This is a genomic window from Sporanaerobium hydrogeniformans (genome assembly GCF_002735925.1).
Lineage (GTDB): Bacteria > Bacillota > Clostridia > Lachnospirales > Cellulosilyticaceae > Sporanaerobium > Sporanaerobium hydrogeniformans.
Genome location: NZ_PEDL01000013.1, coordinates 74,969 through 94,802, shown reverse-complemented (window position 1 = coordinate 94,802; position 19,834 = coordinate 74,969). Strand labels below are relative to the sequence as shown.

Sequence of the window (19,834 nt, the reverse complement as noted above, 5' to 3'; positions counted from 1 at the left end):
CTTAGCCTAAACATATCTATTCTTGTCCAATGCCTTGTCAAATCTTTACCCCCTGCTTCTAAAATAAAAAAGAATACAGTAGATAAGAAAGACTAGACTTAAAACACCATACATAGGGTATAAGAATTCTACAAGTTTAGAAAAGCCAATAATAGAAAAAGGAGCTGCTACAGCTACTACTAGAAAAATCCCCATTTTATAATCTAGTTTAAACTGATTTTGCATAAAATAGCAAAGACTATAGACGTTAGATACTTGAGAAGAAAACATTTCTAGCCACATCACTCCTAATATACCTAATTGTAAAAAGTGATTAATTCCTTGTGCTACGCCAAGAAGTGGCACTTCATAACGTTTTGCATGAAAGGGGCTTACCATCATTAAAAAAACAATAAAGCTACTGATGAGTGTTAAAATAATGCTTCCCCATACAATGCCACTAACAATTTCCTTTGGCCTTTTAAGTTCCCTTGTGAGAGGTACAATCACACCAATAATCGTTAAAATATTAAAGCTTACATAAATGAATGTAGAAGTGAATAAATGCTGTTTTTGACGAGGTAGAAACTGTAAATAGCCATAGCTTAACTCCTCTGGATGAAGTTTTATATAACCTATAAATAAAGCACTCATCATGATAAAAAGAGTTGGGACAACTATACTATTTACCTCAAATAAGCCTTCTGTATTTCTTAATAAGAACAAACTGCTGCACCCTACCATAAGGCTAAAGCCTATCCATTTAGGTAATCCAAAATATTGATTTAAGATAGTCCCACTACCAGCTAATATAATAGATGTGCTACTTAGCAAGAAAAGTGTCAGTACACTATTAATAAACTTAGCTACGTACTTAGGGCAAACAAGATTTACAAATTCATCATAGGAACCTACATCATTCTCCTCCGTAATAACCACAATGATTTTGCCTAATAAAACATATAAGATCCCACACAAAAAAAGGCCTAAAAAGCCTCCTATGCCATAGGTAGCAAAAAATTGATTCAGTTCCCTTCCTGAACACACTCCAGCTCCTACTATACTCCCTACAAAAATAGTTGCAATCTGCATTTTCAAAACAAAACTCTTCATTGCTAACCCCCTTAACCCCTCTTGTTTGCTTTTGTTATTCTTGTCCTTATCCTATGTATATTCCTCTCTTTTTCATTTATGTTAAATCAATGTACTAAAAATAATGTCATTTCTTGACGAATTGCATATTATGAAGTGTGGGTAGCGCTACAAACAACAAAATTTAAAAGGGGGCTTTTTTTATGAGTTGTGGATGTAATGCAGGTTGTGGATGTAATGCAGGTTGTGGTTGTGGTTGCGGTTGTAATAATAATAATAATAATAATACTAATACCAGCCCTGCTCGCAGACGTCGTTGCAGAGAAGCTTTTGAATTACTCAATGATATCGCTGAAACGCTTAATGATTTTCTAGAAGACGACGATGATGATTGTAACTGTCGCTGCCGTAACTGGGGAAGATCTTAATCAACTCCTTTGGAGGTAGGTTGAATACCTACCTCCTTTTTTTGTATTTTAGATTGTGGTGGACAGATTCTATGCTGCATATACTGAAATAGGAGGTGAGTTTATGCACACACTGCTGCAAATTTCTGAACTAACAAAAGCTCCTTTGTCAGCTAATGAAATCATCGTTAAGCAAATTAAAATTACAAATATCTCTCATTCTTATATCAATGACTTAAAGCTTCTTTTACCTTGCGAAACTAGTTCCATCGTAGAAAGTGCTATTATTAGAGAGCGAGGTTCCTTATCCTTTGAAGGCAACATAACAGCCTTGGAAATGGGAAATCTTGCACCTTCAGAAACTGCTTATTTTGAATACAGCTTTAAGGCTACTCCTGAGTCCTCTTCTCTTTCTCCTCATATTCTTTTATCTTACATTGATGAGGATACAGGTCAGAAGGCCACCAACCAGCTTAACCTTTTATTAGACCCTACTGATGAATAGAGCTAAGCTTTCTTGCATTAAAAACGGGATGATTTACAAAGAGTTTCTTTGTAAATCATCCCGTTTATTTTATAATACCTTCATAACTTCTATTTGTGACTGCTCATATAGATTAACATATTTATCTCCTATCTTTACGATAGGCCTGTGCAAGGAATGGGGTTGTATAAATACAACCTGCCCTACCTCATCCGTACTTAAAAGTACAGACGAACCTATATAATAATTCACTACATTCGTGCAAAATTCCATCAACATCGTGATATCATATTTTTTAATATGCTCGCACTTAAAAAGACGTATAATTTCAAAAATATTTTGTTCCTTCCGCAGTCTTTCGTATTCATCAGCAAGTCCTATAATCTTACCAATCACTCCGATACGCTCATCTGTCAAATGCAAAGGATAGCCACTCCCATCGCAACGCTCATGATGGGTAAGCACACCCCTTAATACTTCATTGTCAAGTTCCTTATAGGGAAGTAGTTTTTCATAGCCGTAAATAGGATGACGCCTCTCTTCTAACCGCTTTGTAACAAGGGATTGTTCCTTTGCATAACTTTTTTGCGTGGACTCCTTCTCACTTAGTTTACCTATATCATGTAAAAGGGCTGCTAAGGCTACCTCTTGTAAGGTTTGCTTATTACACGCAATCCACCTACCTATTAGTAGGGAAATAAAAGCTACATTTACACTATGTGTATAAATATCCTTATCCATTTTTTTTACAAGGTTTACACAGGCTAAAAGACTAAAATTACATTCAAATTCTTCTACTATACATTTAGCTAGCCCTTCTACTTCTTCTATTTTTATCTCAAGGTTAGTTTCTTCATTACCTATAATATCTTTTAATAAATCAATATATTTTTTATGACGCGCTACAATTTCTTCATCGACCTGCCAAAGCTGCTTTTGTGTTTCAGCTGCTACCCATATCTCTGTATGCTTAAAACGTCCTATATGCTCAATGGTTTCTTCTGTTAACCTTTGATGCCTTGCAATGAGGGTATTGCCTGTATCCATATCCACTACAGGTTGGAGTAGTATCATACCAGGGCTACATTTTGTCACAGGTATTATGATTTTATGAGTGTCTATATTCTGCATTTTCTCCTCCCTACCTCTCTAGATATTTATAGGCTATAAGTAGAATTTCTTACTTATGCCTCTACTTTCTATTGTAAGTTATTTCGCTTATTTTTCAATAGATTTCTAAAAAATTTATACAATATTTACCTATAAATAAAATCAATTGAATTTTATTTTAATCACTTAGATAAACTATTTTTATTTTATAAAATAAATTTTATTCCAATAAAATATTCACAAATCACTTAATCTATGCATAGTATAGTATCATGATTATTTAAATAAACGTTTATAGACAATGAGGTCTAAAGTTCTACTTATGTAGAGCTTTAGACCTTTTTATCTTAATAATTTTTTATGGGTCTTGTTTATTCAAAAAAGAAGGTGATTAAAATGTGTGGTTTTGCTGGTATCGTTGATTTTTCTCATAGACTTGATAATCAAAAATCTATCCTAGAGGCCATGGTAGATACCTTAAAGTTCCGTGGTCCTGATAGTGTGGGCTATTTAGCTTATCCCCCTATCCTTTTTGGTCACAGAAGATTAATCGTTGTCGACCCCGAAGGCGGCAAACAACCTATGACAAAAACCTTAAACGGCTTCCGTTACACACTTATCTATAACGGTGAGCTTTATAATACGGAAGATTTACGAAAGGAGCTTGTAGCCTTAGGCTTTCAATTTGACAGCTACTCCGATACAGAGGTGCTTCTTACGGCTTATCTATGCTGGGGCATAGATTGCCTTAGTAAGCTAAATGGTATTTTTGCGTTTGCTATCTATGATGAGGCGCTAAGGCGTGTGCTTTTAGTGAGGGACCCTCTTGGAGTCAAGCCTCTTTTTTATAGTATAAAAGGCTCTACCTTCATCTTTGGCTCAGAAATCAAAACTCTTCTGGCTCATCCTCAGGTGGAACCCACCATTGATCAAACCTCTCTTACTGATCTTTTTGGTCTTGGCCCTGCTGTTAAGCCTGGAAATAGCATTTTTAGAGAAATTAGCGAAGTCCCTCCTGCTCATTTCCTACTCATTACACCAGAAGGCATTCAAAGTAAAGAATACTGGACTCTTCAGGCGGAAGAAAATACCGAAACCCTCTCTGAAGCTACTGAACATTTACGTTATCTCTTAACAGATGCCATTGAAAGACAGCTAGTAGGCGATGTGCCTCTTTGCACCTTCCTCTCTGGTGGTTTAGACTCCTCTGCCATTTCTGCCATAGCTGCTACTGCTTATAAAAAAAAGAATAAAATACTTACTACCTACTCTTTAGACTACGAAGAAAATGATAAATATTTTAAAGCCAATCTCTATCAGCCCACTTCTGATGTGTTTTGGGCAAATCAAATGGCTCACTTTTTAGGTAGTCACCATCACACCTACACCATCCCCCAAGAAGCCCTCGCTCTTACCTTAAAGGATGCCGTTAGAGCAAGAGACCTTCCTGGCATGGCAGATATTGATTCTTCCCTTTTTCTTTTTTGTAAGGAAATTCGCAAAGACTTTGTCATTGCTCTCTCTGGTGAATGTGCCGACGAATTGCTAGGAGGTTATCCTTGGTTTACACGCCCTGAACTCATGAATCTAAACACCTTCCCGTGGTCTAACTTTATCGAGGACCGTAAAGCAATACTTTCTCCAGCCTTTCATAATCTCCCTCTCACAGAATGTGTTCGGAGTGCTTATGAAGAAAGTCTTCGTAAAGTACCTCATCTTGACGGAGAAGATAAGGCGACTTACCGGATGCGTGAGCTTTTCTATCTTAATTTAAAGTGGTTCATGGTAAACCTTTTAAATCGTAAGGATCGCATGAGTATGTTTAATAGCTTAGAAGTCCGCGTACCCTTTGCAGATTATCGCCTAGTAGAGTACGCCTTTAACCTCCCTAATAACTATAAATTTTTAAACGGTAGGGAAAAAGGACTCCTTCGTAAAGCGTTAGAAGGCGTCCTACCTGAGGAAATTATCTATCGCAAAAAAAGTCCTTATCCTAAAACCCATCATCCTGCCTATACCCATTTAGTTTGCCGTATGCTAGATGACATCTTATCAAACCCCAATGCTCCCATCCTTGATTATATCCATATACCCTTTATCAAGGAGCTTACAGCTACCCAAGGAGCAGCTTATAAAAATCCTTGGTTTGGTCAGTTAATGACAGGTCCCCAGCTGATCGCCTATCTTGTACAGCTTAATATATGGCTAGAAACCTATCACGTGAGGCTCGTCCCTTAATATCCAAAATACTATACAAAAAAAGCTGATAATTATTTATCAGCTCTTCTTTTAATTTGTGCACCTAGTGCTGTTAACTTTTCTTCTATGGCTTCATAGCCTCTATCAATATATTTGACGTTTTTAATAGTGGTCTCTCCTTTTGCACGAAGAGCCGCAATCACAAGGGCAGCTCCAGCTCGTAAATCAGTAGCTGTAACCTTTGCACCCGTAAGCTTTGCCTCGCCTTCTACAACTGCCATACGTCCATCTACCTTGATGTGGGCACCTATACGCTTAAGCTGATCAATGTATTGGAAACGGTTGTCCCAAACACCCTCAATCACCGTACTCGTTCCTTGGGCTATACTAAGTAGTGCTACCATCTGTGGCTGCAAGTCTGTAGGAAATCCTGGATGAGGAAGTGTCTTTACATTGGTCGCCTTAAGCTCCCTTGGTGCCACTACGCGTACATAGTCATCTCCCTCCTCAATGTGAATCCCCATCTCTATCATCTTAAGACTTACAGAATACATGTGTTCTGGGATGATATTACGTACGTAAACATCCCCACCCGTCATAGCAGCAGCCATCATATAGGTCCCTGCTTCTATCTGATCAGGAATAGTTGCATATTTACCTCCCATTAAACGTTCCACACCTTTAATACGAATCACATCGGTACCTGCACCTTTCACCTCTGCACCCATCATATTGAGGAAGTTCGCCACATCTACTACATGAGGCTCCTTTGCTGCATTCTCAATAATAGTGGTGCCTTCTGCCAAAACAGCAGCCAGCATAATATTAATGGTGGCACCTACACTCACTACGTCTAAATAAATCTTTGTACCTACTAAACGCCCTGCATAAGCTTTAATGATGCCATTTTCTATAATGACTTTAGCTCCTAAAGCTTCAAACCCTTTGATATGCTGGTCAATGGGTCTCACACCAAAGTTGCAGCCCCCTGGCATACATACTTCTGCTTTTTTAAATCTACCTAAAAGTGCTCCTAAAAGATAATAGGAAGCTCTAATATTTCCTATATACTCTTTAGTTGCTTCATGACTATATAGGGTGGATGCATCTACTTTAAGTGTATGGTTGTCCATAAAGCTTGTAATGGCTCCAAGGTCTTCCATAGCATCCTTAATCTTTACAACATCATCTATATAAGGTAAATTTTCAATTTCACATTCCCCATCTACTAAAAGTGCTGCTGGCAGTATAGCAACCGCTGCATTTTTAGCTCCATTTATGGTCACTTCTCCCACTAGGCGATTACCACCTCGTATACATAACTCGCTCAACCTTAACACCTCTTAAGTTTTTTTTCATTCTCATAACATTGAATTACACAAAGCTTATTATAACATTATTTCCGGTAAATAAAAAGTTTTATTTAATGGATTTATTAGTATAAGCATTAACAAATAGTGGTTCCTTTAAACCCTCAATGGTAATCTTATATGTAGGTATAATTTCTTCTGCCAAAATACGCATACCTTCTGTTGTTAAAGTATAGTAGCCTAGTGAAATATCTGTAATATAAATAGGGTTGTCCTTGTTAAAGGCAATAGGAATTTCTTCTTCTATGCCAAACAAAACTAAATCAATCGGGTAAATATTTTTTTTCGTTTGTACCTCCTTATTAGCATCTACCTGTGCTACATGAATGATCGCCTCCTCTATGCCACGATCCGTTACCCAAAACCTTAAGTAGCTGTTAAAAAGAGGTAAATGCTCAAATCTGGCATAATAAGTAAGCTCTATCCCACCTTCCTTTTCCTTTACCTCTCTTTCTCCTTGATTAAAGGTTTTACTAAAACTTAGGCGCTTGATAAAGCCATCACACAAAATCTGTGCCTGTCCTACTGTTATCTTTTCATACTGCTTCTGCTTGTTGTGAGATGTATAAATGATGTCTTCACCTTTAAACCTTAAGGTCTCATTACCTTTTGAGTAAACTCTATTTTTCTTACCCTTTAAAGAGCTAGACTCTTGTGTATGCGCCTCTGTAGAAATTGTCATTTCTCCTAGGGCACTATTTAATATGCCTTTAGCAAGATGATTACTCTCCTCCGCACTCATCTCTTTTACAAGTATAGTCCCTGCTTTCTTAGGTGTATAGGCTCTAGGTAGTTGCGTTTTTAAAATAATTCCTTTACTCTCGCAAATGGCCTGTATGTTTTCTATACGCTTTGCAGATAACACATAGGCATTTACATGCTTTGAAATATTAATTACGCATAAGATCAAATTAAATAAAACAAATAATTGTAATAGCCTATTAAGTACCTTTGCTCCATTCATTTTTTTCTCCTTCTACTTCTTCCTCTCTTCAATATAACAAAAAAAATTAGTAAAGTGAAGTTTTTCAGCTTTACTAATTTTTTTCTAAGGATAATAGCGCCCATTGCCATAGGTTACTACCCAATCCATCTTTAAATTGCCTTCTAACTGATTAACTATATAGTTACATTCCAAGTTTGTTAGCTGCATGTTGTTCTCTTTCATTTGCCCACCTAAGGTGTACATCAAATCAATGATTTCACCATACCCTCTCGTCACACTACTCCCCTTGGCTTCTGCTCTCTCAGATGGCTGTATATCTAGTAGAATCCACTTCCCTTTTATCACCTGATTGCTTCTTAATGTTAACTCTATGACACTATTGATCTCCAGTTCCTTTCTAGCTTCCTCTCGAAACTGGAGATTAAACCCATTGTATTTGTAGTTAAAGCGATAAATATAGTCTTCTCCTTCTTGCCATGCCTGAGCAAGGTAAATCCCTTTTTTGAGATATTCCGGAATCCCACTACAGTCATTGATAAAACTCTCCACCTTTTGTAGCCGCTCTAGCTTCGTAAGCTTATTAGGCTCGTTAGGTGCTAAAATGTTAAACTCCATGGTGCCTATCGGATTATATTTTACAATGGCCCTTAGATTTTCACTAAAAAGGATGGTACCATCCTCCTTCTTATCAATTTGCTTAAGAAGTGGATTGGTAAAAAAAGAAGTCACATATTCTTCTAATTGTTCAAGTTTTTCCTTCTCCTCCATTTTCTCAAGGTTATTTGAGATAGTGAGCTGTTCATAATAAAGAGGAGAGGCCTTACTGATTAAAGGCAGAAATACATTATTCGTTAAGTACTGCTTCCTATCAGAGGTACTACTTGGCTGATAAACAGTCCAGTCACTGACTGCTGCTTGCTCACTTAAAGTTGCTATCATCTTCTTATGCCCCTCTAAGGTTTGGTGCAAAACCATCTTGCTGATTTCATTAGTTGCACTATTTATCAAATAAACATTGACCTTATTTTCACTACTTGTACTTATATCTACAAAAAGGCAATCCGTTATAATACTTTTATCATACTTTTCTAATGGATTTCCTACTAATTCTTCTAAAGTGAGAGCTACAGCGTATTCATACACAATCCCTTGCATGCGCATGAGCATCTCATAAGTCATATCTACATTTTTTTCAATTTTAAGACTTGCCTTCTCATTTCTAATCCCACTAAAAAGTTCATGCATGAGATAATGATATTCCCTGTTGTTCTCACTGATTTTATAGGCTAAGCCAAGATTAGCCCATATTCCTTTAGGGCGCATTCCTACTTCATCCCTGCTTATATTTTTTATTTCTAAAAAATTAGGGCTTGACATATCGCCAAGCCACAACATTGAAATCTGTATGATACATAATAGACTAAGTGCTATTAATCCTATAATCTTTACAACACTTGCTTTCATCTGATCCATCACCATTCTATCATTTTAAGGGGGTTAATGCATTTATTTCTGGCTTAGACAACTCAAGCATCTTACTTTTGTCCTTCTCTGTAAACTTTTCAATAACAAAAGTCATTGTACCATTTATTTTTTTGTCTTTCACATGTGTATAAGTAAGGTTAATTTCATTTTTTCCATCAAAAAGTTCAATAAGTTGGTTAAAGCTTTTCGTACTTCCAATGGGTACTACCTTGTATTCCTTTGTATCTAAAATAAGTACAGTATCCTCTTTATCCGTACTTATACTATTCACTTTAATAACAATGTTTGTACCTTCCTTTGCACCACCTTCTAAATTAAGTTGTGTCTCAAAAGTAGTAGGATAGTACTTGTTAGCATCTAAGGTAATGCGGATGTAGGAGTCTTCGCTTGTTAGATTGACTGTTTTTTTATCTCCATTTGTTTCCTCTACTAGTTTCATATTAGAACCTGACACGACTGTATCATTGGCATAAATAGCTTGAGCATAGAGACCTATACAGATAAATGCAAGTAATAAAAAAGTCTTATTCATTCTTTTCATAGTCTGCGAATCCCCCTTTCTCTTGATTTTAATAGTTTACACTCACATTATAGCTTATAAATATTACAAACACGTTACATGGCAATAACTTTTTTTTTTACATTACCTTCTCTAAAGCCTTTAAATAAAGGGTTTGAAGTACAAACTCACACTTGTCCCTTTGCCTAACTCACTATTCATCTCAATACGACCTCCATGTAGCTCCACAAGCTCCTTGGCAATGGCTAGCCCAAGACCTGTCCCCCCCATCTTGCGTGAACGGGCTTTATCCACTCGATAAAACCTCTCAAATATACGTCCTAAATCCTCTTGGGGGATCCCAATACCTGTATCTGCAATTTCAAGTTTAATCTCCTTACCTGCTTCAAGTCGTATCTGAATAGTACCTGGATCGATACTATATTTTATGGCATTAGAGAGAATATTGTGCAATATTTGCTTGATGCGAATGCCATCTCCTAAGAGGAGATAAGACTGCTTTTCATCTACCTCGTAAATAAGCTGATGACCTTTCTTTTTGATATGGATTTTTTGTGCTTCAATAGTGTCTTCAAGTAATCGTTTAAGGTTCACACGCTTAAAGTTAAGTTGAATCTGCCTGTTATCAATACGTGATAATTCCAGAAGGTCTTGTACAAGGGTAGTCATTCGGTCTGTTTCCTTATTCATCACATCTAAGAAGTTCATGGCAACTTCCTTTTCATCGATGGCTCCATCTAATAAGGTTTCTGTATAGCTTTTAAGTGTGGTAAGAGGTGTACGCAGCTCATGGGATACATTGGCCACAAACTCCTTCCTCATCTGCTCTAGCTTTTCTTGCTTGGTGACATCCTGCATGACCACAACAAGTCCCTCTGCTTCTTCCTTGGCATTGGCATAAGGTGCAAAGTGCATAGTGAGGTAGCGGTCATTAATTTGAAGCAGTTTCTCTAGCTTAACAGGCTCTTTGCCCTCTACTATCTCATCAAAGGATACCTCTACTCCTAACTTGGAAAAAATAAAGTCAAAGCGGTGGTCCATATTGAGCACCCCTACTAGCTCATAGCATACTGAATTGGCATGGATAAGCACCCCTGTTCGGTTAAAAGCCATTACACCATCTGCCATATGCTCAAATATTTTTTCTAACTTATTCTTTTCATTAATAATCGTTTCCATCGTACTACTTAATTGACTTGCCATGTAGTTAAAGCTCTGAGTGAGCTCACCAATTTCATCCTTTGACTCGATGGGAATGCGTTTAATGTCATCACCTGCTGCTAATTTTCTTGCATTTAAGGTGAGTTTCTTAATAGGTGATGTAATCATACGGGAGAAAGAAATACCAAAAAGTCCTGTAATCACCATCGCTACTAAAGATCCCATACCGATGGTTTGCATCACGCTTACCATATTGTTATAAACCTCTTTTGTACTAGCTGTTACATAAATAATAGCTTTTAATTCATTAGTCTTTGCATCTAAAATAGGACTTGCATAGTCCATATAGTTTTTTTGAAGACTAGTAGTACTAAAGGGTACTCGCTTCTCTGCTGAAGGCTTTTTATTGGTAATAGCATCAATGACTACGGGTGACCTTACAAAATCTCCCACTGCCCACTCTACACCTGTGGCATGCTCTACCTGCCCATTGGGCTTAAGGAGGTAAAAGCTGTTTTCATTGATGATATTACTCATCTTGTCACGGATATCTTCTGAACTTACTGTATTATCTGCCTGCCAATTAAGGCGGATCTCTATCTCCTGTGCCAGCTGCTCAAGGCTAGCTTGTATACTCCTATAGTCCCTCTCCTCAATGTTATAGACAATAAAGGTTCCGCTTACCATCATAATCATCAAGATAATACTTAGATAAATCATCACTATTTTAATTTGTATGGTTGTACGCATTGATTTATCCTCTAAAGTAGTAGCCGATTCCCCGCTTAGTCAGCACATAGCTTGCCTTTGAGGCATCATCTTCTATCTTTTCTCTAAGGCGTCTTACGGTTACATCTACTGTTCTTACATCACCATAATATTCATAGCCCCATACCTTTTCTAGAAGCTGCTCTCTTGAAAATACCTTCCCCTTTTCTAACCACAAAAATTTAAGAAGCTCAAACTCTCTAAGAGTTAACTCAATAATTCCTCCCCTTTTCGAAACCTCATACTTGGAAAGATCCATGGCAAGATCCCCCTCTATGAGCTGGCCAATCTCCTCTTCTGGCTCTTTACTCGCATTGATGACTATACGTCTTAAATTCGCCTTTACCCGCGCAATGAGCTCACGCATCCCAAAGGGCTTTGTAATATAATCATCCGCTCCCAGTTCAAGTCCCACTACCTTATCTATCTCTTCTGCTTTAGCTGTTAGCATGATGATAGGTGTGGTCTTGGTTTGTCTCACAATCCTGCATACCTCAAGTCCATCACGTTTAGGCATCATAATATCTAGCATGATAAGATCTGGATTTTGACGCTCAATGAGTTCTAAGCCCTCTTCTCCATCATAGGCAGTAAAAACGGTATACCCTTCTTTTTCTAAGTTATATTTAATAATATCTGAAATGGCTTTTTCATCTTCTATAACAGCAATCTTTTGCATACTTTATTCCCCTTCCTTGTTGTTCATCCATCTATTCCTTTTGACTGACTACCTTAAGTGGCAGCAAGGGTTCGTGTACCTTTGCCTTAAAGGTTTGTCCTAGCTGAAGCACTGTATTTTCTTGCAACCCCTCATTCTCTGCTAGAAGTGCTTCTATAGAAATACCTAAGCTAGAGGCAATCGACCACAGAGAATCACCCTTTTGCACTTCATAGCTTACTGTCTTAGGCGTTGTTACCAAACACTTCTCCACGAGCTTATCCATCTTCGTTAAACTGGTTTCTTTCGCAAAAATATCTTTCAGTTCCACCTTTTTAGCAAACTCTACTTCAACTTCCTTTTTACCATAATACTTTACTTTAAGCTCTTCCTTAAGCTCTTCTAAGGCTTCAGAGGAAGGCAGTATACCAATGCTCTTTCCCTCTACCACAACTTCTTTAAAGCCTATAAGCACATTGAGATTTTCTCTCATAGCCGTCACTAAATAGTTGGGATTCACATAGTCATTCTTTTTCGCACGATAACGCCTAAGAACAGGCTCCTCCTCAAAGCTTATCTCTGCATGATACTTCGTCTTAAGCTGGGCTTCTACCGTTTCCTTTGCCTTTTCTATGATAGCTTTCTCTTTAACAGCACCGATGACCTTACCATTGATACTGACTTCATAGGCATTGGGTCTAAACCCTAAATAAACCCCTATGAGTAGAGCAATTAAAAGTGCGATACTTAGTATCTTTTGATCTTTCCTCTTTTGTTTGCCTTTTTTTCTCGTCCCTTGTAGGGTAATCACCTTATGACTCTTTTTAGCTACGGACATGCAAACCTCCCCCTCTACATAGTTTAAGGAGTGCCTCAAACTCCAAGAGCCTTCGCCTTAGATTTTTAGCACTCCCTTTTGTTTGATTATTCAAGTACAACTATTTTTTCTGGACTTGCATCATCTAAATACCTAAAGGTAATTAAAACATCTTTTCCTTCTTTTAATTCACTTCTATGAGATTCTTTCCCTTCAATCACAACACTAGTTGTAATGGGCATACGAATACGTTTTAATACATTACTGCTACTTGTAAGAGGATCATAGTTAACAAGTACATCCATATACTCATTACCACTTCCTATATCTTGAATCACCCCGATATATTTAATAGCAGAGCTGGTATCTCTTTGCACCACTAATGAAATGATTTCTTTGCTATCTACATAGAGCTCCACTGTTTGTCCCAGTCTTACATCTCTAAGGGCAATGTACTCTCTAAGGTTATTATCATAAAACTCACTTTCTGCATTAACAGTATAAACAGCCTGCTTATTATTACTATCCAGTGTCACCTGTGACACACCTCCCAGGTAAATCGCACTGACTGTACCTTCTACTGTCTGCCTCTTACCTGTCGCTTCTAATGTTTTAATCTCACCCTCTTCTTTAGTAATCTTAAGGGTATCGCCAATACGTATATCATAAAGGTCTACTTTATTTCCATTTCTTCTTACTACAGCACTATTTGCCACAACCCACTCAAGGGTTTTTCCATTCTGGCTGACTGTAAACACATGACCTAAGCCTGTCACCTTACGTGCGATGAGTTCACCTTCTGTCACAGAATTTGAAATGCTAATACTCCCTTTTAGCGCTTCTAGCTTCACAATATAACCATTTTGCACAGTAGCTACTGCACTGTCCTCTGAATATAGTTCTTGCAGACTTACACTTTTGCCATCTAAGGTAATAACTGCATTCTCTGCTACAATAAAAGTTTTAGAGCTGCCGTCTGCTAATGTAAGAGTAATATCTCCATAAGTCCCCACTCTGGCAACCTTACCTTTATAAGTAGTTGAAGAGGTATCTATAGAAGGCACATTACTCTCTTTAAACTGCATAGACTGGATGTAGGTTGTATCATTAAGGGTTTCTAATGTAACAGTTGCCTCTTTGTTTAAGGTCGTATTAATAAGTGTATTTAAATCAATCACCTTACCTGATGCATCTGTTACAGTTGTTTCTTTTTTAATCGTTCCCCAAGTGCTTTTACCATCTGCTGTTGTATATTTTACAAAAAGCTCATTGGTTGTTTTATTCATGATCTTTTCTACTGTAATACTTTGAGTGTTACTTGGCAGCACTACTTCTGTTTGTTCAAGCTTTTCTTTGTAGGCTAAAACGTCACTCACCATCTTAGCACATAAAGCACGTGTTACTTGAAGGTTCCCACCAAAGGCACCTGTTTCGTCTCCTGTAACGAGACCAATAGCTTTTAAATAAGCTACATGAGGGCGATTGGCTTCAAGGATGACCTTTTCATCACTAAATCCCGTTGTCTTACTGGTTGCATAGGCTTCCTTAGCTGTAAGCTCTTTACCCAAAATACGTACAGCATAAACAGCTAAATCTTGCTTCGTTGCTACTCTCTTCACTTCTGTCCCTGTTGTTGCCTTTACTACAAACTTAGTAAGGTCTGCTTCTGTTATGTATCCTCTACCTAATAAATAGGCAATTTGCTTATCATAGAGCTTATTCCAGCTTGTATATTTAGAGCTATACTTCTCAATGGTCGCCTTTTGACGTTCATAGTTTGCAGCAATAGCTGCCTGATCCTCTGCTTTTGTAAAGCCTGATGCCTTCGCTAGTACATCACTTAACTCAAAATAATCCATTGTCTTAGAAGGTAATATCTCACCCTTACTATTTGGGAGCATAATCCCTCTTTCCTGCATATTCTGAAGAGCACTATATGCCCAATTCGTTGTTTTTATATCGGTAAAAGTCGCTCCAAAAGTACTCACTGTAAGCATGGTAACTGCGCTTAGGGTAGCTACCACTTTAACGAAATGTTTCTTATTCATCCTCGTTTAATCCCTCCTTAATATCTCTTCTGTTTCTTCTCTTTTGTTTAGGTATGCGGGCCTCGTTTTACTTCTATTTTAAGGCATACGCTTTAAAAATACAACCTATTCTTTATCCAGCACATCCGTTAGCTTAACAATACTATCCGTTAATTTCTCCATCCTACCTTCTAGCCTCACTAAAAGATAAACGGACAAAGCGATAGGAAACCCCACATTACTTATTTGGACGAGTAATTCTTCCATTTTGTTCCTCCTTTTCACCTCAAAGAAAAAGAGCTGCTAGATGTCTATCTACCAGCTCCTTCCTAACCTTCATTAAAGTGTAATTTCTTCAACCTCCTGAATCACGTATTTAGCTCCAGCCTTAACTGCTGCTAAATCGCCATCTCCATAAGCTCCACTTCCAATCACTGCATCCATTGCCGCACCAACTGTTGCCCCATCTAAATCAGCCTTTGGTACATTAATGGTTAAACGAGCTTCTTTTCCCTTTGTGGTTTGAAAAGCAAGAACCAATACCTTTTTTGTAATCTCAGCCATGTTTTCACCTCCTTTCCTTCCTTACTTCCCTTCTCTTAACCTTCAATGAGCGTAGACTCAACCACTTTAGAAACAGTTTCTACGCCTTCCTGTGTTAGCCCGCCTACTGCATGTCCTAGTGTGAAAAGTGCCTCATCATCTGCGGTCTTTTGACAGTTAGAGATCGTTTGAGTCCCCTTTGCTAACTTCAAGACTACTTTAACGCCTTTAACATCTGCTGCTACTGCCATCTGCCTCACCTCCTTCTTTGCTTATTCACCTTTCTATATGTGTTTGCCAGCACAAAGTGGCTAACTTTTTTGCTATTTTTCTTTTTTTGTTTTTAAGGGTGCTATAAGGAAGGTGCAGCTCTTTGGCAAGCTCTGTTAGCTTCCTACCTTCTAGATAATGCCTCTTTATAATAGCTCTTTCAGTTCTGCCTAGATCCCCTAGCTTTTCAAGCAATCCTTCTATCCCTATACGCATGACTACTTCCCCTTCCACATCCACTCCTTCATCCTTTTTTTCTAAAACCATTCGATCTATCTCATCATTTAAGCTAGTATACTCTCTTTTCTTACGGTTTTCATTGGCTCGCCAACCATAAAGCTGGATCTTGTAGTAGCTTTCAAAGGGTACACCTAACCCCTCTTCAAAACGCTCTAAGCATTTGACAAGGAGGAGATAGCATTCCTGCTCTAAATCTTCCTTTTCATATCCCCATAAAAGTGTTTCTCTCATAAACTTTTTCTGCAAGGGACGCAGCCTCTCGTGCCATAAAAGGGATTTTTCTCTTTCTTCTTTCGTCATCTTGAACCTTTCCGGTTGCAACCTTTTCTTTTGATTTGCGCAAGTTCAAGATAACATCTGCTGCCTTTTTTATGAAATGTCGCCTTTCTTTAAGTTAAAGCAGAATGTTTATAAGTATTAGGAAATATTTAGAAATTCTTATTATAATATTGCAAATATTTGAAATACCTTTTATAATAGAACATATGTTCGATTAAGGAGGTATTTTTTATGCTGTATTTACATTTTGTTGCCCTTATTCCTTTTTATGATGAGCGAGGTCAGAATTCTACCTGTGTTCTTTTTAAAGATGGTTCAAAGGAATACTTTAGCTGCTCCATTAAAGCTTATATCACTAAGCTACTCTATCAGCTTCACTTAGACCCACGTGCTATTCGTTTTTGGACCAGTCAGGTATTAGGTGCTAAGCTCAACACCCCACTTATCATTGATGAAACACACATTTTGCTTCCTGTAAAATTCCGTAAGCCTGTCACTAAGCAAGATGGGTGTTTTGGCTATGTTAATAATGTCTTCATTCAAACACTGGAAGATTACTGCCTTACACTTTCTACAGGCCAAACCCTTGCTCACCTCTCCACAAAGTCTTATTTACTAAAAAAACAAAAAGACGCAGCTTTCCTAAGCTACGCCTACACCGATTATAAAAAACAATATGAATTTATGTGGAAAGACTAAGTTAAAGGAGTCCCCTGCCCCGTCTCCTTCTCTTTTAAGGACTCATTTAATGAGATGGCATGCTCCTTTTCTTAGTTTTCCTTTCTCCGCTCATCCTTTAACTTTCTTTACTGTTTATGACAACCCTCTTGTGCCTTTGATCACCTTTCCTTATCGCCTCTTTCTAAATACGTTTTATTGGAGGTCCTCAGTCTGCAGCCTGAGGACTTTTTCATGTCTTTCTTTTTTTATGCCTTTTATGTAGCTTTCTAATCTATGTAAAGTCGATTCTTTTTCCTTCTACTTCTTTTTACATTAGTCATTAACTTGTGTCTAGTACCTGAACCTCTCCCCCGTTATAACAATAGCCTCCCACAGGTTGCCTTTCCTGCCTTCTCGCCTTTACCTTATAAGTATAAGAAGGCACCTGTCTTTTTTGTTTTTCCTTTTTAAAAGCTCCTACTACTAAACTTACAAACATGCCCACCAAGGGTAGTACAAAAAACATCACACAAAAAAACATCTCCATCATCTTGATCCATCCCCCTAAAAATTTTTTCTCTACCTGACATCCTGTTTATTGGAAATTTTATCCATTTGAGTTGGTAATCTAGTTATACCCTATTTGGGGCGTGTAAGCAACTCCTTTTTCACCAAATGCAGCATCACATTTTTGCCATTAATCCCTTTAATACCAAAGCTTTGCCTTCACCTTATCACTTGAAGCACCTTAAGTCTTAGTTCTTCTTTTCTACTCGACGGCTACTCCTCTCTATGCTATACTTATAAAGAATTTTCTAGAATTTGTTAAGGAGATGACTTTCCCCATGAAGCGTTATAAGCTATTACTTATATTACTTGATGCACTTTTAATCGACCTTGCCTTTTTTTTAGCGCTTTGTCTTCGGGTTGACTTTAAGATTCCCCCGAACTTTATCATTGCTTTTCGCAATAATATGCTTGTCATTCCCTTTATCCAAATAGGCGTTTATATGCTCTTTAATATTTACTCTATCCTCTGGCAGTACACCAGTACAAAGGAGCTCTTTCGTCTAGTCATTGCCGTCATCATTGGCTCTACAGGTGCCCTTTCCTTTGGTACCATGATTGGCCATTTGCTACCTCGTTCGGTTTACATCATTTATCTCCTTATTATTCTTATTTTTATGGCAGGCTCACGGATCAGTATCCGTATGCTCTATCGCTTATTAAAGGATGAAACCCTTTCACTGCGCAGCCTTTTTGGCAAAGAGGAAGCTTCTCTTAAAAAACGCCTCATGATTGTAGGTGCAGGTGAAGCAAGCTCCATCCTTATTAAAGAGCTTCAAAAAGAGTTTTATGGTGAAAATGACATCATCCTAGCAGTGGATGATGACCGGCGTAAGCACCACGCCAATATTCATGGTGTACCTGTTCGTGGTACACTCCCCCAAATCCCAGAGCTCGCTCAAAAATGGCAAATTGATAAAATCCTCATTGCCATTCCCTCTGCTTCAAAAAAACGTATCGCGGAAATCATTAAAATCTGTAATACAACTTCTTGTCAGCTAGAGCTAGTTCCGCCACTTTCCCAAACCATTGATGCCAGCTTTGGCCTCAAGAACTTACGCCGTGTTAGCATCGAGGACCTTTTAGGACGGGAGGAAATAAACCTTGATAATACTCAGCTTCAAACCTACATACACAGCCACACTGTCCTCGTTACAGGCGCGGGAGGCTCCATCGGCTCTGAGCTCTGCCGTCAAATCATTGACTTACAGCCTAAAAAACTTATTATCTTTGATATTTATGAAAATAACGCCTATGACCTTCAAAATGAACTTCTCCAAAAAGGAGTTTCCAAAGAGCTTTTAGAAGTCATTATCGGCTCTGTAAGAGACAAGGACAAATTACGCTACGTTTTTGCTAAACATCAGCCAGAGCTCATCTTTCATGCTGCCGCCCATAAACATGTTCCGCTTATGGAAAGTAGTCCTGAGGAAGCTATTAAAAATAACGTTTTTGGCACACTGAATACCGCTCTACTCGCCAAAGAATACCAAGTTAAGAAGTTTATCCTCATTTCCACAGACAAGGCTGTTAACCCTACTAACGTGATGGGGGCTAGCAAACGGATTTGTGAAATGATTATTCAGGCCCTCAAAGGTTCTTCGACTGAGTTTGCAGCTGTTCGCTTTGGAAATGTTTTAGGCAGCAATGGGAGTGTCATCCCCCTCTTTAAAAAACAGCTTGAAGCAGGCGGTCCATTAACTGTCACCCATCCGGATATCATTCGCTATTTCATGACCATTCCTGAAGCCGTTCGCCTTATCCTGGAGGCTTTAACCTTTGCCAAAGGTGGTGAAATCTTTATCCTAGATATGGGAGAACCCATTAAGATCATGGACCTTGCCAAAAACTTCATCAAGCTCTCTGGCCTTGAGTTAGGGAAAGACATAGATATCAAAATCACAGGGCTTCGTCCGGGTGAGAAGCTCTTTGAAGAGCTCCTTTTAAACGAAGAAGGACTCCAAACCACCAGCTGCGACAAAATCTATATTGGGCAGCCCATGGAGCTTTCCTTTGAAGTCCTTTTAGAAAAGCTTGAAGTCCTTCAAGCAAGCCTTTACGATGAAGAAACCCTTAAAGCTGCTATTAAAGATCTTGTCCCTACCTATACCTACACCCCTCAAATAACTCACCACCAAACTCAGGTAATCTAAAAAATGCCAAACTTGGAGTATTTCACTCTCAAGTTTGGCATTTTACGACTATCAACAACTTTAAAATCATTTCACAATCTTTTATCCTTAATATTCCAA

Annotated in this window: 19 protein-coding genes and 2 pseudogenes; 5 read left to right on the top strand and 16 right to left on the bottom strand. The window is 38.1% G+C overall.

The genetic code is table 11. The features are described 5' to 3' along the window. Nucleotides 1-45: 45 nt before the first annotated feature. The gene (locus CS063_RS12055; protein WP_099449958.1) at nt 46-1,092 is read right to left on the bottom strand and encodes a YkvI family membrane protein; all 1,047 of its coding nucleotides are present in this window, start codon (nt 1,090-1,092) and stop codon (nt 46-48) included. Between the two features lie 182 nt (nt 1,093-1,274). Here CS063_RS12055 and CS063_RS12050 point away from each other — a divergent pair, with 182 nt between their 5' ends. Both CS063_RS12050 and CS063_RS12045 read left to right on the top strand, forming a co-directional pair. Next, nucleotides 1,275-1,499, top strand: coding sequence for a hypothetical protein (locus CS063_RS12050; RefSeq protein WP_099449957.1), 225 nt, complete (start codon nt 1,275-1,277; stop codon nt 1,497-1,499). A gap of 103 nt (nt 1,500-1,602) precedes the next feature. After that, complete coding sequence (locus tag CS063_RS12045; RefSeq protein ID WP_099449956.1) at nt 1,603-1,983, top strand: hypothetical protein; 381 nt, start codon at nt 1,603-1,605, stop codon at nt 1,981-1,983. 69 nt (nt 1,984-2,052) lie between these two features. On the opposite strand, the gene CS063_RS12040 is transcribed toward CS063_RS12045, so the two are convergent. Continuing rightward, the gene (locus tag CS063_RS12040; protein ID WP_099449955.1) at nt 2,053-3,093 is read right to left on the bottom strand and encodes an HD-GYP domain-containing protein; all 1,041 of its coding nucleotides are present in this window, start codon (nt 3,091-3,093) and stop codon (nt 2,053-2,055) included. A gap of 375 nt (nt 3,094-3,468) precedes the next feature. Here CS063_RS12040 and asnB point away from each other — a divergent pair, with 375 nt between their 5' ends. Beyond that, complete coding sequence (gene asnB / locus CS063_RS12035; RefSeq protein ID WP_099449954.1) at nt 3,469-5,310, top strand: asparagine synthase (glutamine-hydrolyzing); 1,842 nt, start codon at nt 3,469-3,471, stop codon at nt 5,308-5,310. Between the two features lie 32 nt (nt 5,311-5,342). Here asnB and CS063_RS12030 read toward each other — a convergent pair whose 3' ends face one another. From CS063_RS12030 to CS063_RS11975, 13 genes and pseudogenes are all read right to left on the bottom strand, one after another. Next, nucleotides 5,343-6,602, bottom strand: coding sequence for a UDP-N-acetylglucosamine 1-carboxyvinyltransferase (locus tag CS063_RS12030; protein WP_099449953.1), 1,260 nt, complete (start codon nt 6,600-6,602; stop codon nt 5,343-5,345). Nucleotides 6,603-6,690: 88 nt separating this feature from the next. Continuing rightward, on the bottom strand, nt 6,691-7,605 hold the full coding sequence (locus CS063_RS12025) for a hypothetical protein (protein WP_099449952.1): 915 nt from the start codon (nt 7,603-7,605) through the stop codon (nt 6,691-6,693). 84 nt (nt 7,606-7,689) lie between these two features. Then, a complete protein-coding gene (locus tag CS063_RS12020; protein WP_099449951.1) occupies nt 7,690-9,051 on the bottom strand; it encodes a hypothetical protein in 1,362 nt (453 codons plus the stop codon). Nucleotides 9,052-9,070: 19 nt separating this feature from the next. After that, on the bottom strand, nt 9,071-9,613 hold the full coding sequence (locus CS063_RS12015) for a hypothetical protein (RefSeq protein WP_099449950.1): 543 nt from the start codon (nt 9,611-9,613) through the stop codon (nt 9,071-9,073). A gap of 120 nt (nt 9,614-9,733) precedes the next feature. Next, nucleotides 9,734-10,060, bottom strand: a pseudogene (locus tag CS063_RS18230) (sensor histidine kinase); the annotation flags it as partial. Nucleotides 10,061-10,225: 165 nt separating this feature from the next. Next, nucleotides 10,226-10,921, bottom strand: a pseudogene (locus CS063_RS18225) (histidine kinase dimerization/phospho-acceptor domain-containing protein); the annotation flags it as partial. Nucleotides 10,922-11,507: 586 nt separating this feature from the next. Beyond that, on the bottom strand, nt 11,508-12,200 hold the full coding sequence (locus CS063_RS12005; RefSeq protein ID WP_099449948.1) for a response regulator: 693 nt from the start codon (nt 12,198-12,200) through the stop codon (nt 11,508-11,510). 31 nt (nt 12,201-12,231) lie between these two features. After that, on the bottom strand, nt 12,232-13,017 hold the full coding sequence (locus tag CS063_RS12000) for a LysM peptidoglycan-binding domain-containing protein (RefSeq protein WP_099449947.1): 786 nt from the start codon (nt 13,015-13,017) through the stop codon (nt 12,232-12,234). Nucleotides 13,018-13,103: 86 nt separating this feature from the next. Beyond that, the gene (locus CS063_RS11995; RefSeq protein ID WP_099449946.1) at nt 13,104-15,044 is read right to left on the bottom strand and encodes an S-layer homology domain-containing protein; all 1,941 of its coding nucleotides are present in this window, start codon (nt 15,042-15,044) and stop codon (nt 13,104-13,106) included. Nucleotides 15,045-15,149: 105 nt separating this feature from the next. Beyond that, complete coding sequence (locus CS063_RS11990; RefSeq protein WP_099449945.1) at nt 15,150-15,290, bottom strand: YvrJ family protein; 141 nt, start codon at nt 15,288-15,290, stop codon at nt 15,150-15,152. 72 nt (nt 15,291-15,362) lie between these two features. Beyond that, nucleotides 15,363-15,587: a DUF2922 domain-containing protein gene (locus tag CS063_RS11985; protein WP_099449944.1), complete on the bottom strand. Its 225-nt coding sequence runs from the start codon at nt 15,585-15,587 to the stop codon at nt 15,363-15,365. Between the two features lie 35 nt (nt 15,588-15,622). After that, nucleotides 15,623-15,817 (bottom strand): DUF1659 domain-containing protein, encoded by a 195-nt coding sequence (locus CS063_RS11980; protein WP_099449943.1) that lies wholly within the window; start codon nt 15,815-15,817, stop codon nt 15,623-15,625. 25 nt (nt 15,818-15,842) lie between these two features. Continuing rightward, nucleotides 15,843-16,322, bottom strand: coding sequence for a sigma-70 family RNA polymerase sigma factor (locus CS063_RS11975; RefSeq protein WP_180270779.1), 480 nt, complete (start codon nt 16,320-16,322; stop codon nt 15,843-15,845). A gap of 264 nt (nt 16,323-16,586) precedes the next feature. On the opposite strand from CS063_RS11975, the gene CS063_RS11970 reads away from it, so the two are divergent. Then, nucleotides 16,587-17,054: a hypothetical protein gene (locus tag CS063_RS11970; RefSeq protein WP_099449941.1), complete on the top strand. Its 468-nt coding sequence runs from the start codon at nt 16,587-16,589 to the stop codon at nt 17,052-17,054. Nucleotides 17,055-17,355: 301 nt separating this feature from the next. On the opposite strand, the gene CS063_RS11965 is transcribed toward CS063_RS11970, so the two are convergent. Then, nucleotides 17,356-17,565 carry a hypothetical protein gene (locus CS063_RS11965; protein ID WP_099449940.1) on the bottom strand — a complete coding sequence of 70 codons (210 nt, stop codon included), beginning with the start codon at nt 17,563-17,565 and terminating at the stop codon, nt 17,356-17,358. 295 nt (nt 17,566-17,860) lie between these two features. On the opposite strand from CS063_RS11965, the gene CS063_RS11960 reads away from it, so the two are divergent. Then, complete coding sequence (locus CS063_RS11960; RefSeq protein ID WP_099449939.1) at nt 17,861-19,735, top strand: polysaccharide biosynthesis protein; 1,875 nt, start codon at nt 17,861-17,863, stop codon at nt 19,733-19,735. Nucleotides 19,736-19,834 lie beyond the last annotated feature (99 nt).

What these genes read in the sequence shown, in the direction of transcription:
- CS063_RS12045 (WP_099449956.1), top strand. Translation starts at nt 1,603, where the DNA reads ATGCACACACTGCTGCAAATTTCTGAACTAACAAAAGCTCCTTTGTCA.
- CS063_RS12015 (WP_099449950.1), bottom strand. Translation starts at nt 9,613, where the DNA reads ATGAAAAGAATGAATAAGACTTTTTTATTACTTGCATTTATCTGTATA.
- CS063_RS11990 (WP_099449945.1), bottom strand. Translation starts at nt 15,290, where the DNA reads ATGGAAGAATTACTCGTCCAAATAAGTAATGTGGGGTTTCCTATCGCT.
- CS063_RS12005 (WP_099449948.1), bottom strand. Translation starts at nt 12,200, where the DNA reads ATGCAAAAGATTGCTGTTATAGAAGATGAAAAAGCCATTTCAGATATT.
- CS063_RS12040 (WP_099449955.1), bottom strand. Translation starts at nt 3,093, where the DNA reads ATGCAGAATATAGACACTCATAAAATCATAATACCTGTGACAAAATGT.
- CS063_RS12050 (WP_099449957.1), top strand. Translation starts at nt 1,275, where the DNA reads ATGAGTTGTGGATGTAATGCAGGTTGTGGATGTAATGCAGGTTGTGGT.
- CS063_RS11960 (WP_099449939.1), top strand. Translation starts at nt 17,861, where the DNA reads ATGAAGCGTTATAAGCTATTACTTATATTACTTGATGCACTTTTAATC.
- CS063_RS11970 (WP_099449941.1), top strand. Translation starts at nt 16,587, where the DNA reads ATGCTGTATTTACATTTTGTTGCCCTTATTCCTTTTTATGATGAGCGA.
- CS063_RS12055 (WP_099449958.1), bottom strand. Translation starts at nt 1,092, where the DNA reads ATGAAGAGTTTTGTTTTGAAAATGCAGATTGCAACTATTTTTGTAGGG.
- CS063_RS12025 (WP_099449952.1), bottom strand. Translation starts at nt 7,605, where the DNA reads ATGAATGGAGCAAAGGTACTTAATAGGCTATTACAATTATTTGTTTTA.
- CS063_RS11995 (WP_099449946.1), bottom strand. Translation starts at nt 15,044, where the DNA reads ATGAATAAGAAACATTTCGTTAAAGTGGTAGCTACCCTAAGCGCAGTT.
- CS063_RS12000 (WP_099449947.1), bottom strand. Translation starts at nt 13,017, where the DNA reads ATGTCCGTAGCTAAAAAGAGTCATAAGGTGATTACCCTACAAGGGACG.
- CS063_RS11980 (WP_099449943.1), bottom strand. Translation starts at nt 15,817, where the DNA reads ATGGCAGTAGCAGCAGATGTTAAAGGCGTTAAAGTAGTCTTGAAGTTA.
- CS063_RS11985 (WP_099449944.1), bottom strand. Translation starts at nt 15,587, where the DNA reads ATGGCTGAGATTACAAAAAAGGTATTGGTTCTTGCTTTTCAAACCACA.
- CS063_RS11965 (WP_099449940.1), bottom strand. Translation starts at nt 17,565, where the DNA reads ATGATGGAGATGTTTTTTTGTGTGATGTTTTTTGTACTACCCTTGGTG.
- CS063_RS12020 (WP_099449951.1), bottom strand. Translation starts at nt 9,051, where the DNA reads ATGAAAGCAAGTGTTGTAAAGATTATAGGATTAATAGCACTTAGTCTA.
- asnB (WP_099449954.1), top strand. Translation starts at nt 3,469, where the DNA reads ATGTGTGGTTTTGCTGGTATCGTTGATTTTTCTCATAGACTTGATAAT.